At 60.6% G+C, this 16,790-nt stretch carries 13 protein-coding genes and 1 pseudogene; 7 read left to right on the top strand and 7 right to left on the bottom strand.

Annotated features, from left to right (window positions below):
• Positions 1-60: 60 nt before the first annotated feature.
• Positions 61-939 carry a hypothetical protein gene (locus IB244_RS14540; protein WP_192304676.1) on the top strand — a complete coding sequence of 293 codons (879 nt, stop codon included), beginning with the start codon at positions 61-63 and terminating at the stop codon, positions 937-939.
• Here IB244_RS14540 and IB244_RS14535 read toward each other — a convergent pair whose 3' ends face one another.
• Positions 940-1,392 (bottom strand): GatB/YqeY domain-containing protein, encoded by a 453-nt coding sequence (locus IB244_RS14535; protein WP_026371789.1) that lies wholly within the window; start codon positions 1,390-1,392, stop codon positions 940-942.
• 273 nt (positions 1,393-1,665) lie between these two features.
• Here IB244_RS14535 and carA point away from each other — a divergent pair, with 273 nt between their 5' ends.
• Positions 1,666-2,871, top strand: coding sequence for a glutamine-hydrolyzing carbamoyl-phosphate synthase small subunit (gene carA, locus IB244_RS14530; RefSeq protein WP_025659294.1), 1,206 nt, complete (start codon positions 1,666-1,668; stop codon positions 2,869-2,871).
• Between the two features lie 153 nt (positions 2,872-3,024).
• Complete coding sequence (locus tag IB244_RS14525; protein WP_018857182.1) at positions 3,025-3,318, top strand: hypothetical protein; 294 nt, start codon at positions 3,025-3,027, stop codon at positions 3,316-3,318.
• Positions 3,319-3,373: 55 nt separating this feature from the next.
• Here IB244_RS14525 and IB244_RS14520 read toward each other — a convergent pair whose 3' ends face one another.
• The gene (locus tag IB244_RS14520) at positions 3,374-3,907 is read right to left on the bottom strand and encodes a dihydrofolate reductase family protein (RefSeq protein WP_018857183.1); all 534 of its coding nucleotides are present in this window, start codon (positions 3,905-3,907) and stop codon (positions 3,374-3,376) included.
• 252 nt (positions 3,908-4,159) lie between these two features.
• On the opposite strand from IB244_RS14520, the gene IB244_RS14515 reads away from it, so the two are divergent.
• Entirely contained in the window at positions 4,160-4,480 is a 321-nt protein-coding gene (locus IB244_RS14515; RefSeq protein WP_018857184.1) for an antibiotic biosynthesis monooxygenase family protein, read from the top strand.
• Between the two features lie 13 nt (positions 4,481-4,493).
• Here IB244_RS14515 and IB244_RS14510 read toward each other — a convergent pair whose 3' ends face one another.
• The 3 genes from IB244_RS14510 to IB244_RS14500 all read right to left on the bottom strand — a co-directional run bounded on the left by IB244_RS14510 (position 4,494) and on the right by IB244_RS14500 (position 8,349).
• Positions 4,494-5,897, bottom strand: a complete 1,404-nt coding sequence (locus IB244_RS14510) for an MATE family efflux transporter (protein WP_062372771.1) — start codon at positions 5,895-5,897, stop codon at positions 4,494-4,496.
• A 142-nt stretch (positions 5,898-6,039) separates the two neighbouring features.
• Positions 6,040-7,287: a TCR/Tet family MFS transporter gene (locus tag IB244_RS14505; RefSeq protein ID WP_018857186.1), complete on the bottom strand. Its 1,248-nt coding sequence runs from the start codon at positions 7,285-7,287 to the stop codon at positions 6,040-6,042.
• 156 nt (positions 7,288-7,443) lie between these two features.
• Positions 7,444-8,349 (bottom strand): LysR family transcriptional regulator, encoded by a 906-nt coding sequence (locus IB244_RS14500; RefSeq protein WP_192304674.1) that lies wholly within the window; start codon positions 8,347-8,349, stop codon positions 7,444-7,446.
• A 109-nt stretch (positions 8,350-8,458) separates the two neighbouring features.
• Here IB244_RS14500 and IB244_RS14495 point away from each other — a divergent pair.
• A pseudogene (locus IB244_RS14495) lies at positions 8,459-9,451 on the top strand (aldo/keto reductase); the annotation flags it as partial.
• A gap of 43 nt (positions 9,452-9,494) precedes the next feature.
• On the opposite strand, the gene IB244_RS14490 reads toward IB244_RS14495, so the two are convergent.
• On the bottom strand, positions 9,495-10,412 hold the full coding sequence (locus IB244_RS14490; protein ID WP_113163495.1) for a neutral zinc metallopeptidase: 918 nt from the start codon (positions 10,410-10,412) through the stop codon (positions 9,495-9,497).
• Between the two features lie 159 nt (positions 10,413-10,571).
• Here IB244_RS14490 and IB244_RS14485 point away from each other — a divergent pair, with 159 nt between their 5' ends.
• Positions 10,572-11,600 carry a zinc-dependent alcohol dehydrogenase family protein gene (locus IB244_RS14485; protein ID WP_018857190.1) on the top strand — a complete coding sequence of 343 codons (1,029 nt, stop codon included), beginning with the start codon at positions 10,572-10,574 and terminating at the stop codon, positions 11,598-11,600.
• A gap of 171 nt (positions 11,601-11,771) precedes the next feature.
• Positions 11,772-15,257, top strand: a complete 3,486-nt coding sequence (gene carB, locus IB244_RS14480) for a carbamoyl-phosphate synthase large subunit (RefSeq protein ID WP_192304672.1) — start codon at positions 11,772-11,774, stop codon at positions 15,255-15,257.
• A gap of 57 nt (positions 15,258-15,314) precedes the next feature.
• Here the strand turns inward: carB and IB244_RS14475 are convergent, their stop codons facing one another.
• The gene (locus IB244_RS14475) at positions 15,315-16,346 is read right to left on the bottom strand and encodes an alpha/beta fold hydrolase (protein WP_192304670.1); all 1,032 of its coding nucleotides are present in this window, start codon (positions 16,344-16,346) and stop codon (positions 15,315-15,317) included.
• Between the last annotated feature and the right edge of the window lie 444 nt (positions 16,347-16,790).

Here is a 16,790-nt window from a genome sequence, read left to right as displayed (position 1 = left end):
TGGATGGCATTGACAGTTCTCCTTCGATGCCCAATGAAAGTATCCTACCGGGATCATCGAATGCCACATAGAGTTGAGGATTTTTTAGAAAGCGACGCCTTTTTCGTGGCCGTGCTGAACTGCGCCCGCGAAATGCTGACGATCTACCGCGAGAGCCCGCGCATCGCATCGATCTTTGCCGCGCAGCAACGCTGGTTGATGGCCCATGCCGGCTTTGCACTCCACTTCGGCTATCCCGGCGAACCGAAGCTCGGCCTTTATTCGCGCCGTTTCATCGCCTTTGCCGTTGCGAACAAGATTGCGAGCCGCAATACCGCCGCAGCCTTTATCCAGGAAATGCTAGCCTACCGGTTCCTTAGTCCGGTCTTGAGTACCAGCGACAAGCGCACGCGCCTGTTGGAGCCGACGGAAACCGCTCACGAACACTTTTACAGGTGGCTCGCCACCCACCTTTTTATTCTCGACAGTCTTGACGGCGGCAATCGGCTGGACCGGATGAATGCCGACCCCTCGGCCTTCTCGAGGATGCAGCCGCTGATCTCCAAGGGGATTATCGATAGCGATGCCGTGCGCGACCCAGGCGCTACATACAATCTGTTCAACTGGGCAAACTCCGGCGGCCTGATCATGGACTACCTTATGATCAGTATCGACAACTTCGATCGCAACTCGGAACGGGCCCACATCGGCCCCGTGTCGCTCAAGGAAATCCGTGACCAGTTCATGATCTCCAACACGCATTTGAAGCGCCTGCTGACGACGGCATCCGAAATGGGAAGCGTGGGTTGGACACAACCGCCCTATAAGGGCGATACCTGGATTTCGCGCGCGTTTATCATGGAGTATTGGGGTTATCAGGCCGCGAAATTCGCCATTGTCGATGCTGCCGCAGAAGCGGTTCTGGGGCTCGCCGCCAGAAAGATGGCGAGCCTGCGCTGATTAGTTCAGCTGTTCCTTGACGGCGCCGGAGGCCTTGGAGAAATCCATCTGGCCGGCATAGCGCTCCTTCAGGACGGCCATCACCTTGCCCATGTCCTTCGGGCCGGCGGCGCCGATTTCCGCGATGATCGCGGTAATGTTGCTGCGAACCTCCGCATCCGAAAGCTGTTTCGGCAGGAAATCATGGAGCACCGCAATTTCGGCACGCTCTTTAGCGGCCAGTTCGGGGCGCGCGTTTTCTTCGTAGATCTTCGCCGATTCGTCGCGCTGCTTCACCATCTTGGCGAGGATCTGCAGGATTTCGTCGTCGCTCGCTTCTTCCTTGCCGGCGCCACGATTGGCAATATCCCGGTCCTTGATGGCGGCCTGAATCAGGCGGACGGTCGAGAGCCGCTCGGCATTCTTGGACTTCATGGCATCCTTGAGGGCGGCGGCGAGTTGATCGCGCAACATCATAATCACTCCTGTTTGAATGCCGCTTCATAAACCACGCGAATGCATGGGATCAAATAAATTGCGGAAAATGACGGCAGAAAGCGCGAGAAAACCCGCAGAATGTGCGCTACAAAGATTGACCTCGCGCAACAGCGTGGCTATTTACCGCCACCTGCACCAAAATTCGTGATCAGGCCTGAGAGCGCGCGCCTTGCCGCGCGCATATGCTTGCGAACCAAATGGCCGGCCAACGTTGCCCAAGGACGTGTGGCTGCCGGAAACGGGATGAAGATGACCGCGACAGCACCCTGGACAACCGAAAAGCCGACTGCCCTGCTCGTTCTTGCAGACGGAACCGTCATCGAAGGCAAGGGCATCGGCGCGACCGGCAAGGTCCAGGCTGAGGTGGTCTTCAACACGGCGCTGACTGGCTACGAAGAGATTCTGACGGACCCCTCCTATCTCGGCCAGATCGTCACCTTTACCTTCCCGCATATCGGCAACATCGGCACCAACGACGAAGACATCGAGGACCTGACGCCAGCAGCACGCCACGGCGCCGTCGGCGTCATCTTCAAGGCCGATATAACCGATCCGTCCAACTACCGCGCCGTCAAGCACCTCGATGCCTGGCTGAAGGCTCGCGGCATCATCGGCCTCTGCGGTGTCGACACACGCGCGCTGACGGCTTGGATCCGCGAAAACGGCTCGCCGAACGCCGTTATCGCCCATGACCCCAACGGTGTGTTCGACGTTGAGACGCTGAAGGCGGAAGCCAAGGCGTGGAGCGGCCTCGAAGGCCTCGACCTCGCCAAGATCGCTTCGTCAGGCCAAACGTCGCAGTGGGCGCAGACCCCGTGGATCTGGAACGAAGGTTACGGCGAGCTTACCCCAGAAAATGCGACGTATCACGTCGTCTGCCTCGACTACGGCGTCAAGCGCAACATCCTGCGCCTCTTTGCCGGCCTCGACTGCAAGGTCACCGTCATGCCGGCAACGACGAGTGCCGAGGATGTGCTTGCCATGCAGCCCGACGGCATCTTCCTGTCGAACGGCCCGGGCGACCCGGCCGCAACAGGCGAATACGCCGTTCCTGTTATCCAGAAGCTGATCAAGACCGACATCCCGGTCTTCGGCATCTGCCTCGGTCACCAGATGCTCGGCCTCGCGCTCGGCGCCAAGACCGAAAAGATGCACCAGGGCCATCATGGCGCCAACCACCCCGTCAAGGATCACACCACAGGCAAGGTCGAGATCGTCTCGATGAACCACGGCTTCGCGGTCGACACGAAGTCTCTGCCCCATGGCGTTGAAGAGACTCACGTTTCCCTCTTCGACGGCACCAACTGCGGCCTGCGTGTCGCTGGTAAGCCGATCTTCTCGGTGCAGCATCACCCGGAAGCCTCCCCCGGCCCGCAGGACAGCCACTACCTCTTCCGTCGCTTCATCAATCTGGTGCGCGCGAAGAAGGGCGAGGAAGCTCTCGCCGAGCGCTGAGACGGATCCCTTCACGCAATTCGAAAGCCCGCTTCCCAGCGGGCTTTTCTCGTTTTAGCTATTGCGCGCATCCGCGGCTGCCGCCACGCGATATCCGTTTGAATAGCGTCGAGAGTGCTGATTTACTGAGTTTCGGTCAGGAGGCCGCCAGCCATGAGATGCTTGGTTCTAGTCGTTGCGTGCTTGCTCCCGACGGTATCCTTTGCCGCCGGGCCTGTGAAGGTCGATGCGAAAGACTACAGCTGCGCACAGCTCGCGCAGATTATCCGCCAATCCAAGAAGGTCTATGTCCGCCTCGGCTTCGGAGGCCGCAACTTTCGCTATCCGCCAGCTCAATGCGGCCCAGGCGACAAGCTGAGCACCGCCAGCTTGCGTGACCGTACGGGCAAGCAGTGCCTCCTGGACTACGCCTGCATCAACGATCCAATGTCGATGTACAATTACTAGGTCGCAGATTATAAGCGCGCGGCCACCGCCGGACTGAGGCGGGTCGGTCGCGCGACTATGCCAGAACGTATGTCAACCTGATCACGTCCCCGCCAATTCGATCGCTCGCCACGAGGCGCAGCGGCGGCCGCGGGCCGGCGAAGAACGGCTTGCCGCGACCAAGCACGACGGGATGGAGATACATTCGATATTCATCGACCAGACCGAGGTCACCAAGACTTCGCGCCAGTTCAGGTCCGGAAACTTCAATCACTCCGTCCAGCTGAGCCTTCAACCCGCGGATGGTCGCTTCGATGTCGTCCGCGACAAGCGTGGCGTTCGGGCCGACTGATTGCAGCGAGCGCGACACGACCCATTTCGGTTGGCGCCGCCACGCCGCTGCGTAGTCGCACTCCGCCTCGTCCCATTCGGCATGGTCTTCGTCCCAATACCGCATCGCCTCGTACATGCGGCGACCGTATACGCTTCCGGCAAGGCCGCGCACGTCGTCGATGAAATGACGAAAGAGCACGGGATCGGGCGGCCCAAATTCTAAATGGTCGACATAACCATCCAGGGACTGGTTCAAAGCGAACACGAGCTTGGACATGCTGCAGGACCTCCTCCCAAGTTCCTCACAACGGTCTGACCGATGCTACGCAGAAATGAATTTGCTTACAATCTGACGTCGCTTGGTTGGTGCGACCAAATTAGAGCTCCCTTCCAACCTCTACGCACAAGGCAGACCGGCCCTAACCACCCACGGGTCACCTACAGTGGCCATTTGTGTCGACCTATTGACCTCAACTTAACTTGAGGAATTACACCCGCGCTTGTGACATCCAAAGCAAAGGAGACAGGGATGAACGGAGCGTTTTACCGGATCGACAAGTTTGCTGTTCCGGAGGCTGCGCGGGAGGAATTCCTCATGAACGTGCTGAAGACGCACGAGGTCTTGCAGGCGCAGGAGGGCTTCATCAGCCATCAGGTGCTGGAGCAGGTTTCAGGGCCTGGCGAGTTCAACTTCGTGACGATCGCGCAATGGGAAAGTGCCGAGGTGATCGACCGGGTCAAAGCGGTGGTGCAGGCAGCCCATCGCGCCAGAAACTTCGATCCGCAGGCGCTGTTCGAACGCCTAGGCATTCGCGCCGACATTGCCAACTACAAGCCGATCGCGGCTTGATCCGAATGGCCGGCTAGACGCCGGCCATGTTCTTTTCGCGGCGGACAAGCAGGTAGAAGCGTCCGCAAAGCATCACGGCTGCCGCCGCCAGCCCGACCAAGAAGCCGAACCAGATGCCGATTCCACCGAAGCCAAGCGGGAACGCAAAGGCCCAGGCGAGGAAGAAGCCAATCGGCCAATAGGCGATCAGCGCCAGGATCATCGGTACGCGCGCATCCTTCAAGCCGCGCAGCAGGCCATTGGCGATTGCCTGCAAGCCATCGACCAACTGGAAGAGCCCTGCCACAACGATCAGCGGCCCAGCATAGGCAAGCACCTGAGGTGCCTCCGGCAGGGTCGTATCAAGGAACCAGCTTCCCAGGAACTCGGGAACGGCAGCAAACAGAATGCTGCCGGCCGCCGCGATCAGGCAGGCGATGACGACGACAGCGATCGAAGCCCGAACGACTGCGGTGTAGTCGCCCTGCCCGTGCGCGACGCCGACCCGAACGGTGGCCGCCTGCGACAGGCCAAGCGGGATCATGAAGGCAATCGACGCCCATTGCAGCGCGATGCCGTGAGCGGCGAGCTCGATCGTTCCGATTTGCCCCATCAGCAGCGAGGCAACGGTAAAGAGGCTCACTTCGGCGAGGATCGTCACGCTGATCGGCAGGCCGAGACGCACGACTTCCCAGAAGGCCTTCCAGTCAGGACGCCAGAACCGGACGAATATCTCGTAGCGCCGCGTCTCCGCCCTGCTCTGCACATAGCCAATGATAAACAGGAAGCCGGCGGCCTGCACGACGACCGAAACGATCGCCGCTCCCTCTAGGCCCATTGCCGGGAAGCCGAAATGGCCGAGCACCAGCGCATATGCGAAGAAGGCGTTCAGCACCAGCATCGCGATCGTCACGTTGAGAATGACCGCCGCGCGGCCGATCGCGCTGACCAGCGCACGCATGACATTGTAAAGCAGCCCCGGCAGCACGCCGAATTGACCGATCAATATGTAGCCATGCGCGAGTGCAGCCACTTCGGGCTTCTGTCCAGCGGCAAGCAGGATCCGCTCGGAATTGAAGAACGCTGGCAGCATGATCACCCAATAGGCCAGCACGACCCAAAGGCCCATGCGTAGCGACCGGCGCACGCTGACGACGTCGCCCTTCCCGTAGGCCTGCGCAACCATCGGTATGACCGCGATGGCGAAACCCGAGCCGAAAACGAGGATCGTGAACAGGAACTGCGCCGATAGCACCATGGCAGCGAGGTTTTCAGCACCGAGACGGCCGACAATCATCACGTCGGTCGTGTTGATGCCGAGCTGGGCCAGCTGCGCGCCAATCAACGGGACTCCGAGCGCCAGCGTGGCGCGGAAATGCGCAGCCCAATGGTTATCGTTTTTCGGCGCTAGCTTGCGCGCGTCGATCGGCGTGTCCATGACACCAGTCCTGTGATTGAATCGCTGACGGCCGCAAGTTGCGGCAAAACATCAAGAGGAATTAGATCAAAGCTCCGCAAAGAGCCATTCAAAACTAGGCAAATGATGAAAAATTCATCATCGCATCACGAATTCTGATGGCTCACTCGGCCGGCTGCTCGACGGCTTCTGCGACCTTGACCGTGCGTACCTTCGTCAAGAACACAATGGCCGCGATCAGGATGATGATGGCCGACAGCAGGTATGGCGCCCCAGCGAAACGCACCGGCGCCTCGGGTCCAGTGAAGTAGCCGAACAGCTGCGTAAAGATCAGCGGCCCGACGATCGTGGTGATGCTGCTGAGGCTGGTGAGCGCCCCTTGCAATTCTCCCTGAGCAGAGGGGGGCACCTTGGCGACTGCTATGCTTCGCAGCGGCGGATCGGCGACATTTTCCATCACCGTCAGCACGATGATCGTGTAGACCATCCAGCCCTCCCAGGCGAAGGCGTAACCCGTCAGTCCGACGACGGAAAAACACAAGCCCAGCACTGCTGTCTTCCACTCGCCGAGTACCGGCACGATCTTCGGCAGAATGACGCCCATGACAAAGGCTGCGCCGATGCCGTAGATGCCGAGAGACAGGCCGATCTGGCCCTCGCTCCAGCCATAACGGAAAGTCGATACGAAGGCCCAGACCGCCGGATAGACGGCATGCGCCAGCCAGAAAAGGAACATGACCGCACAGATTGACCCAATACCGGGGTAGTTTCGCATCTGCTTCAGCGCGCCAAGAGGATTGGCACGCTTCCACTCAAACGTCCGGCGATTCTTTGCCTCCAATGTCTCGGGAAGCATGAAATAGGCGGCAACGAAATTGAGGAACGAGAGCGCCGCTGCCCCAAAAAACGGTACTCGGGGGCCGAACTCGCCGAGGAAGCCGCCGATGACAGGGCCGATCGTGAAACCGACGCCAAACGCAATGCCGATCAGGCCGAAATTCTTGGCCCGATTGTCATCATTGCTGATGTCGGCGATGTAGGCGGAACAGGTCGCAAAGCTGCCGCCGCTGAAGCCAGCCAGCGCACGACCGATAAAAAGCATCCAGAAGCTCGTCGCCACTGCGCAGATGAAGTTGTCGATCGCAAAGGTCAGCACCGACAGAAGCAGAATGGGGCGCCGCCCGAAGCGGTCGCTGAGATTGCCCAGGAACGGCGCAAACAGGAACTGCATGACCGCATAGACGACAAGCAGCCAGCCACCATCGAGAGCTGCATCGCTCACGGACCCACCGGTCAATTGCTCAAGATAAGCGGGCAGCACAGGCATGATGATCGCGATCCCGATCACGTCGAGAAACAGGATCATGAAGACAAGGAACAAGCCGCGACGAACGAATTTCGGATCAAGCATGAGGCATCTCTACAGCAGGCTATTTCTGAAAAGACGATCTCGTCGCCGGCATTTGTTACATAGCTCACGTATATTAGCGAAACAATCCGTGAACATTTCAAATCTTTTGATAGGCTCACGAGTTAAGTTGATCGAGAACCGGAACAAACGGGGATTCTACCCCTCTTTCCGCGGTTCGCCTTTGACGAAGTCGACGAACGCCCGAAGCGCAGGCGGCATGTGTTTACGGCTCGCATAGTAGAGAAACGGACCTGAGAATTCCGTCACCCAATCATCGAGGATCGGCACCAATTCTCCCCTCTCGATGGCGGGCATCAGAACCTCCTCGAAGGTCCTGATGATGCCGAGCCCGGCGACCGCAGCCGAGACTTGCATTTCGATCGTGTTGGCGATGATCGGCCCCTTCGGCGTAATCACTAGAGTCTCGTCTGCCCGCTCGAACTCCCAGGGCAACGCAGCTCCGCTGAGGAAACGATGCCTGACACACTCATGCTCGAGCAGGTCGCGCGGGTGACCAGGGATACCGCGGCGCTCGAGGTAGTCAGGCGCGGCCGCCGTGACATATCTTTGACGGCGCGGCCCGATCGGCACTGCGATCATGTCGCGCTCAAGCCGCTCGTCATAGCGGATGCCGGCGTCATACCCGGCTGCGAGCACATCGACGAACGTATCCTCTCCGACGATCTCGAGCGAGATCCGCGGGTAACGCTTCAGAAAACGGCTGGCGAGATCAGGCAGGAAAAGCCGCGTGGCGATGATCGGCACGTTGAGGCGGAGGGTTCCGCTCGGGCTATCACGGAAAACGTCGAGTTGCTGGAGCGCCAAGGAGATTTCGCTAAGCGCAGGTGTCAGGCGTTGGAGCAGCCGCTCCCCAGCCTCCGTCGGCGTGACGCTGCGGGTCGTCCGGTTGAGCAGGCGAACACCGACATGCTCCTCCAGCCGCCGCAGCGAGTCGCTCAGTGAAGAAGCGGAGACACCGCGCTTGCGGGCAGCGGCGCGAAAGCTGCGCTCCCTTGCAATGGCCGTGAAGGCATCCAGATCATTGAGAGGAAGGTCTTCCATTGTGCATTTCCCCGTACAGCTCGTTCGCATTCATATGGATTATCGCACGAGGCCGGGCGCGATAAAACTATTCCCGGCGATCAACATCGGCGTGACGAAGGAGAACGAAATGGAAAAGCATCGTTTGGGAGAAACCGGCCCAATGGTATCGGCCATCGGCCTCGGCTGCATGGGCATGTCCGGCATGTACGGGCCATCCGACCGCAGCGAGAGCATTGCCACGATTCATGCTGCTCTCGACGTCGGCATCAACCTGCTCGACACCGGCGACTTCTACGGCATGGGCCACAACGAGATGCTGATCGGCGAAGCGTTGAAGGGCCGCAAGCGGGACGACGTCGTCATCAGCGTCAAGTTCGGCGCCCTGCGCGATCCAGCCGGCAACTGGAGCGGCTACGACTCCCGGCCCGCCGCGATCAAGAACTTCCTCGCCTACACGCTGAAGCGTCTCGACGTCGACTACATCGACATCTACCGCCCCGCCCGCCTGGATCCCAACGTTCCCATCGAGGAAACGGTGGGCACGATCGGTGACATGATCAAGGCAGGGTACGTCAGGCATGTCGGCCTTTCGGAAGTCGGCGCAGATACCATACGCCGCGCAGCCAGCGCCCATCCGATTTGCGATCTGCAGATCGAGTATTCACTGATCTCGCGCGGCATCGAGAACCAGATCCTGCCAACCTGCCGTGAGCTCGGGATTTCAATCACCGCCTACGGTGTTCTCTCCCGCGGCCTGATCAGCGGACATTGGCATAAGGGACAGGCAACCGGCTCCGGTGATTTCCGCGGCATGAGCCCGCGCTTCCAGGACAGCAACATCGATCAGAACCTCGCGCTCGTCGAGGAACTGCGAAAGATCGCGGACGAGAAGCGGGTATCTGTCGCTCAGATCGCCATCGCCTGGGTGGCGGCCCGCGGGCAGGACATCGTGCCCCTCGTCGGCGCGCGCCGACGTGACCAGCTTACCGAAGCGCTCGGTTCGCGCGCTGTGCAATTGTCCACCGAGGATATGGCGGCCATCGAACGCGCCGTGCCGAAGGACGCCGCGGCGGGTGCACGCTACCCTGACGCACAGATCAGACATATGGACAGTGAAAAGCGATGCTGGCCAGCCTCTCCACATAAGGAGAGGCTGTCTCAAATCACACGGGGCCTGAGAAGGTATCGCAGGCCGACAACTGCCCGCTGTCGAAGCCACGCTTGAACCAACGCGCCCGCTGCTCCGAAGTGCCGTGGTTGAAACTCTCGGGCACGACGTAGCCCTGGCTGCGCTTCTGCAGCCTGTCGTCGCCAATCTGCTGGGCTGCGTTCAGCGCCTCCTCCAGATCGCCGGCTTCGAGAATGCCCTTCTGATCGGTAAATTTGCCCCAGATGCCGGCGAAGCAGTCGGCCTGCAGTTCAACGCGGACGGACATCTTGTTGGCCTCCGCCTCGCTCATCCGCTGACGCGCCTCGTTGAATTTCGGCAGGATGCCCAGCAAGTTCTGAACATGATGGCCGACTTCATGCGCAACGACGTAGGCTTCGGCGAAATCGCCGGAGGCGCCGAACTGGCGGCTGAGCTGGTTGAAGAAGGCCGTGTCGAGATAGACCTTGTGGTCGCTCGGGCAGTAGAAAGGACCGGTCGCCGCTGAGGCAAAGCCGCAGGCAGACTGCGTCTGTCCGGAAAAGAGAACGAGGCGAGGCTCTTCGTACTGACGACCAAGGGACTGGAAGATCCCGTTCCACGTGTCCTCGGTCTCGGCAAGAACGGTACGAACGAATGCGGTCATTTCATCGTTGGCAGGTGTCTGACTTCCCGATTCGCTTTGCTCATAGCCGGGGCCGTTGGTCGTCATGCCGCCATCCATAACCTGCAGCAGGTCTATGCCCATGGCCTTGAGGATAAAATAGATGACAACAAGAAAGATGATGGTGCCGATGCTCAGGCCGCCGCCGCGCCGGCCCATGCCGCCGCCGGTAGGAAAGCCGAAGCCTCCACCTCTGCCCAATCCGCCCATGGAAGGATCGCCACGACGATCCTCGATGTTGTCGGACTGACGCCGGCCTTTCCACTCCATGACGGTTCCCCTGGGCTAAACCTTCGATCGGTAGGTATATATCTCGATGATCGGGAAATTCCAGTTAACCTGAGAGAACCCGTACACCACTGTGGACCAGCTTGACGAGACATCGACATTCGGGCCTCCTTGCGAGAAAGAAGTCTGAGGAGGAGAGACATGAAGGCACTTCGGCTCGAAGCGACGGGCAAGCTGGCTCTGCGCGAGGTAGAGCGTCCCGACCCGGGTGTTGGCGAGTTGCTGGTTCGTGTGGAGGCTTGTGGCATTTGCGGCACCGACCGGCATCTGTTCCTCGGAGAGTTTCCTTCCAAGCCGCCCGTTACGCTCGGCCATGAGTTCTGCGGCATCATCGAAAGAGTGGGCGATGGCGTGAGCGGCTTTCGCGAAGGCATGCGCGTCACCGGCGATCCGAATATCGCATGCGGTCAGTGTCCAGAATGCCAGCGCGGCCGCGTCAATCTCTGCCATAACCTGCAGGCGACCGGCATCCATCGCGACGGTGGCTTTGCGGAATATGTCTGCATCCCGCAGCAGCAGGCTTTCGAGCTGCCCTTGGCACTGCCGCCTCTGCATGGCGCCTTCTGCGAACCTCTCGCCTGCTGCATCCACGGTGTCGACCTTGCGGAAATCCGAACGGGCTCGTCGGTTGTCGTCCTTGGCGGCGGCGTGATCGGCTTGCTGGTCGTCCAGTTGGCCCGCCTGGCGGGAGCGACAAAGGTTGTTCTCGTTACCCGCAGCGAAGAGAAGCGGAGGGTCGCCGAAAGGCTGGGAGCGACCGCGAATGCGGATCCCTCGGTCGGCGATATCGTGTCCCGCTTGACCGCGCACGACGGTTTGTTGCCGGGAGGCGCCGATGTCGTCATCGAATGCGCGGGCGTAGCGGAAACGATCGAACAGGCACCTGGGCTTGCGCGGCGCGGCGGCACGGTCGTGATCCTCGGAGTCATGCCGCAGGGTGTGAAGGTCGCAATCGAGCCGTTCGATCTCCTCTTCCGAGAGATCAAGCTGGTAAGCTCATTTATCAACCCGTTCACTCACCGGCGGGCGGCCGAACTGATCGCGTCGGGAACGATCCAAGTCGAGCCACTGATCTCCCGCCGGATCGGTTTCAAGGAGGGCGTGGAAGCGATCTCCAATCCCGCCCGGAAAGGCGAGATCCGGGCACTTGTCGTACCGGGCATCGACTAGGCTCTCACAAGAGCTGCCAATTCCTGTCGATTCCGCAAATTATGGGGTTCCGTTTACAAATACATTTGCCTATAAGCCGCTTCTAGCCTGAAAAGACCATCATATGCGCGACCCGGCCGGTGCCTCCCACCCTGGCCGGCTTTCTGCGCAGCTAGGAAACGGAAAACGCCCATGCCGAAGCGCCAAGATATCAAATCGATCCTCATCATCGGCGCAGGACCGATCGTCATTGGCCAGGCTTGCGAATTCGACTACTCCGGCACCCAGGCCTGCAAGGCGCTGAAGGAGGAAGGCTACCGCGTCATCCTCGTCAACTCCAACCCGGCAACGATCATGACCGACCCGGGCCTCGCCGACGCCACCTACGTCGAGCCGATCACCCCCGAAGTCGTCGCCAAGATCATCGCCAAGGAGCGCCCCGACGCGCTGCTGCCGACCATGGGCGGCCAGACCGCGCTCAACACCGCGCTTTCCCTGAAGAGAATGGGCGTCCTGGACCGCTACAATGTCGAAATGATCGGCGCCAAGCCCGCCGCTATCGACAAGGCCGAAGACCGCGCCCTGTTCCGCGAGGCGATGGAAAAGATCGGCCTCGAAACCCCGCGCTCGATGCTCGCCAACGCCACCGACATCAAGGATGCCGACCGCAAGACGCATGAAGCCGAGCGCAACAAGCTGAAGGAAAGCCTCTCCGGCGCCGAACTCGACAAGGCGCTCGACGAACTGGAAAACCAGTGGAACCTCGGCGAGACCGACCGCAAGCAGCGCTACATCAGCCACGCCATGGCGATTGCCGCCCAGGCGATCGACGTCGTCGGCCTGCCCGCCATCATCCGCCCCTCCTTCACCATGGGCGGCACCGGCGGCGGCATTGCCTACAACCGCTCGGAGTTCTTCGAAATCATCGGCGGTGGCCTCGATGCCTCCCCGACGACCGAAGTTCTGATCGAGGAATCGGTTCTCGGCTGGAAGGAATACGAAATGGAAGTCGTCCGCGACAAGGCGGACAACTGCATCATCATCTGCTCGATCGAAAACATCGACCCGATGGGCGTCCACACGGGCGACTCGATCACCGTCGCGCCGGCTTTGACGCTGACCGACAAGGAATACCAGATGATGCGCAACGCCTCGATCGCGGTCCTGCGCGAGATTGGCGTGGAAACCGGCGGCTCGAACGTCCAGTTCGCCGTCAACCCGAAGGACGGCCGCCTCGTCGTCATCGAAATGAACCCGCGCGTCTCGCGTTCGTCGGCGCTTGCCTCGAAGGCCACCGGCTTCCCGATCGCCAAGGTCGCGGCCAAGCTCGCCATCGGCTACACGCTCGACGAGCTCGACAACGACATCACCGGCGGCGCGACGCCCGCCTCCTTCGAACCGTCAATCGACTACGTCGTCACCAAGATCCCGCGTTTCGCCTTCGAGAAGTTCCCGGGCGCCTCGCCGGTTCTCACCACCGCCATGAAGTCGGTCGGTGAAGTCATGGCGATCGGCCGCACCTTCGCCGAATCGTTACAGAAGGCGCTGCGCGGCCTCGAAACCGGCCTGACCGGCCTCGATGAAATCGAAATCCCCGGTGTTGAAGAAGGCGAATCCAGCCAGAACGCCATCCGCGCCGCGATCGGCACACCGACGCCGGATCGCCTGCGCATGGTGGCCCAGGCGCTTCGCCAGGGCATGAGCCCCGAAGAGGTTCACGAGGGCTGCAAGATCGACCCGTGGTTCATCGCCCAGTTCAAGGCGATCGTCGATATGGAAGCCCGCATCCGCGAGCATGGCCTGCCGACAGACGCCACGAACCTGCGCACGCTGAAGGCAATGGGCTTCTCCGACGCCCGCCTCGCCACGCTGACGGGCAAGCGCCCGAAGGAAGTCGCCGAGCTGCGCAACAGCCTGAACGTCCGCCCGGTCTTCAAGCGCATCGATACCTGCGCTGCCGAGTTCGCCTCGCCGACCGCCTACATGTACTCGACCTACGAAACGCCTTTTGTCGGTGAACTGCGCTCTGAAGCCGAAGTCTCGGCCGCCAAGAAGGTCGTCATCCTCGGCGGCGGTCCGAACCGTATCGGCCAGGGCATCGAGTTTGACTACTGCTGCTGCCATGCCGCCTTCGCGCTGCGTGACGCCGGCTACGAAGCTATCATGATCAACTGCAACCCGGAAACGGTCTCGACCGACTACGACACGTCGGATCGCCTCTATTTCGAGCCGCTCACGGCTGAAGACGTGATCGAGATCCTCCGCGGGGAGCAGGAAAAGGGCGAAGTCGTCGGCGTCATCGTCCAGTTCGGCGGCCAGACCCCGCTGAAGCTTGCCGAAGCGCTTGAGAAGAACGGCATCCCGATCCTCGGCACTGCGCCCGACATGATCGACCTTGCCGAAGACCGCGACCGCTTCCAGAAGCTCCTGATCAAGCTCGACCTGACCCAGCCGAACAACGGCATCGCCTACTCGGTCGAACAGGCTCGCCTGGTCGCCACCGAGATCGGCTTCCCGCTGGTCGTACGCCCGTCCTACGTTCTCGGCGGCCGCGCCATGCAGATCCTGCATTCGGAAGGCCAGCTGCAGACCTACCTGCTCGACACCGTGCCGGAACTGGTGCCCGAAGACATCAAACAGCGCTACCCGAACGACAAGACCGGCCAGATCAACACCCTGCTCGGTAAGAACCCGCTGCTGTTTGACAGCTATCTCTCGAACGCCATCGAAGTCGACGTCGACTGCCTCTCCGACGGCAACGACGCCTTCATCGCCGGCATCATGGAACACATCGAGGAAGCTGGCATCCATTCGGGCGATAGCGCCTGCTCACTGCCGCCGCGCACCCTTTCAAACGAGATGATCGACGAGCTCGAGCGTCAGGCAAAGTCGATGGCCAAGGCGCTGAACGTCGTTGGTCTGATGAACGTACAGTTCGCCATCAAGGACGGCACCGTCTACGTGCTGGAAGTGAACCCGCGCGCCTCACGTACCGTTCCCTTCGTCGCCAAGACCATCGGCGCCCCAATCGCCAAGATCGCCGCCCGCGCCATGGCCGGCGAGAAGCTCGACGCGCTGTTCTCGACCTACGGCCAGAAGCCGGATCCGCGCAACCTCAAGCATATCGCCGTCAAGGAAGCCGTCTTCCCGTTTGCCCGCTTCCCCGGCGTCGACACGCTGCTCGGCCCGGAAATGCGCTCGACCGGCGAAGTCATCGGCCTCGACACCGATTTCGCGCTGGCGTTTGCGAAGTCGCAGCTCGGCGCCGGCGTTGAACTGCCGCGTGACGGAACGGTCTTCGTATCGGTCCGCGACGAGGACAAGCCGCGCGTTCTGCCGGCCATCCGCGTTCTCGTCGGCGAAGGCTTCAAGGTTCTGGCAACCGGGGGCACGCAGCGCTTCCTGGCTGAGAACGGCATCGCGGCTACGAAGATCAACAAGGTCCTGGAAGGTCGCCCACACATCGAAGATGCGATCCGCAACCGCCAGGTCCAGCTCGTGATCAATACGACGGACGGCAACAAGGCGATCTCCGACTCCAAGTCGCTGCGCCGCGCAACGCTGATGCAGAAGGTCCCCTACTACACCACGATGGCCGGCGCCGAGGCGGCCGCCCAGGCGATCAAGGCGCTGCGGGCTGGCAACCTCGAAGTTCGTCCGCTGCAAAGCTACTTCTAATAAAGAATTGGACCGGCGCGCCATCCGCGCCGGTCCGCTCTCGAGGCGTCGGAGCCGTTAGATTCGCGCCCTTGCATCCTGCGCGTCCGCCTTGACGTTCCAGGCATTCTGAAAGGCCGGTCGCCGCCGATCCTGCAAAATCAGCTTTCCGCCTTCTTCACGCCGCGTCGGAATGGCGTGACGATCGATAGCGCCTTCCAGAGTCATCGCAAGGTCGCGGGCGAAAACCCGATTGCCGATATGCCATGAGTGGGTCCATGAACCAATCTGGGGCTGCGAAGCTGGATCGACCGTATTGAAATACTCACCGCAATTGACGTCGACCGCTTTAGCGTTGACCAACGCCGGCAGCCCAACGCGACCGACGCGCGGCGCAACGCCGAGCCTCTTCGCGTTGGATACGGCAAGGACGGAATCGAAAGGATTGGAGTAGTTGGTGAGCCGCATGATCCGGCGGAACATCGGCTGATTCCAGTCGCTCGCAAGCGACAGGCTATCCGTGGACACATCGCCGCCGATGAACGCCACCTGGCCGACGCGCCAGTCCGCCTTGAAGAGATCGCCCTGCTTGTCCGACTGCGCAAAGGCATCCATGATCACATAGCAGCCTGTAGAATGACCAAGCAGGTGCACATTGGTTTCGCAGCCGGCCTGCTGGCTCTGCTTCAGAAGTCGAATACCCTTCGTCACGAGTTCGCTTGCAACAGCCGCCGCATCCGAGCGATCCTCGAGATAGTTGAGCGTCTGGTTGTCGCTCGGCCAGTCGAAGGCAACGATCTCACCACGCCAACCCTCTGCTCGCATGTCGGCACGCAACTGCCTGATGCGCTTTAGAACGGTCGGAATGTCATTGTTGTAGCCATGCACAAAAATAAGCACATCGCCCCGCGGACCGATCGAATTCGGATTCTCGTCGCCATCCGCGAGCCCCTGCACCTCGGCGACCCAATCCTTCGCACTGGATACTGCCTGGCGCGCATCGTAGCTGTCGAGCACATCAGGCACCTTCAGGAACTTGATCGGCCCGGGTTCCGCGATCAATGCATCACCCGTTCGCTTTCTGGCACTGATGATGTAGTTGTCGCTCATCTTCCCCTCCTGCGCCAACAAGCCCTACGCCCAAGACGATCGTATCAGCTTACAGATTCAACCCAGAGACGCCAATGCAGCGCCGATGCGGGCAGTATCTCGGCCGGCGTTCTTCCTGACGGCGATAGAGCCAACAAAGACGCCTCAGCCCATTGGAGCCTGTACCAACGGTCGAATCACGCTTTGCGATCCCGAGGGAACGGCGAAATATGCATCATTTTTTGCGCCATCGAGAGAATTGCCAGTCAGTCCTTCAGAGGCGTTCTCAGCGAACCGTCCACCTCAAAGTCAATATTGCTCAGGTTTGCGGTCGTAACGGAGCGCCTCCGGGTAGCGATACGAATTTTATGGAAATCAGCGGTGGCGATCTGCTATAACCACAACAGTTAGGATTGTTACACGGTTCCGAAGTTCCCCTTCGGGACCTGTTTTCTTTTGTGTCTG

It is taken from the genome of Rhizobium sp. RHZ02, from assembly GCF_014851575.1.
In the GTDB taxonomy this organism is placed as follows: domain Bacteria; phylum Pseudomonadota; class Alphaproteobacteria; order Rhizobiales; family Rhizobiaceae; genus Rhizobium; species Rhizobium altiplani.
Note: the sequence above shows the minus strand (reverse complement) of the source record. Positions and strands in the feature narration are given on the sequence as shown.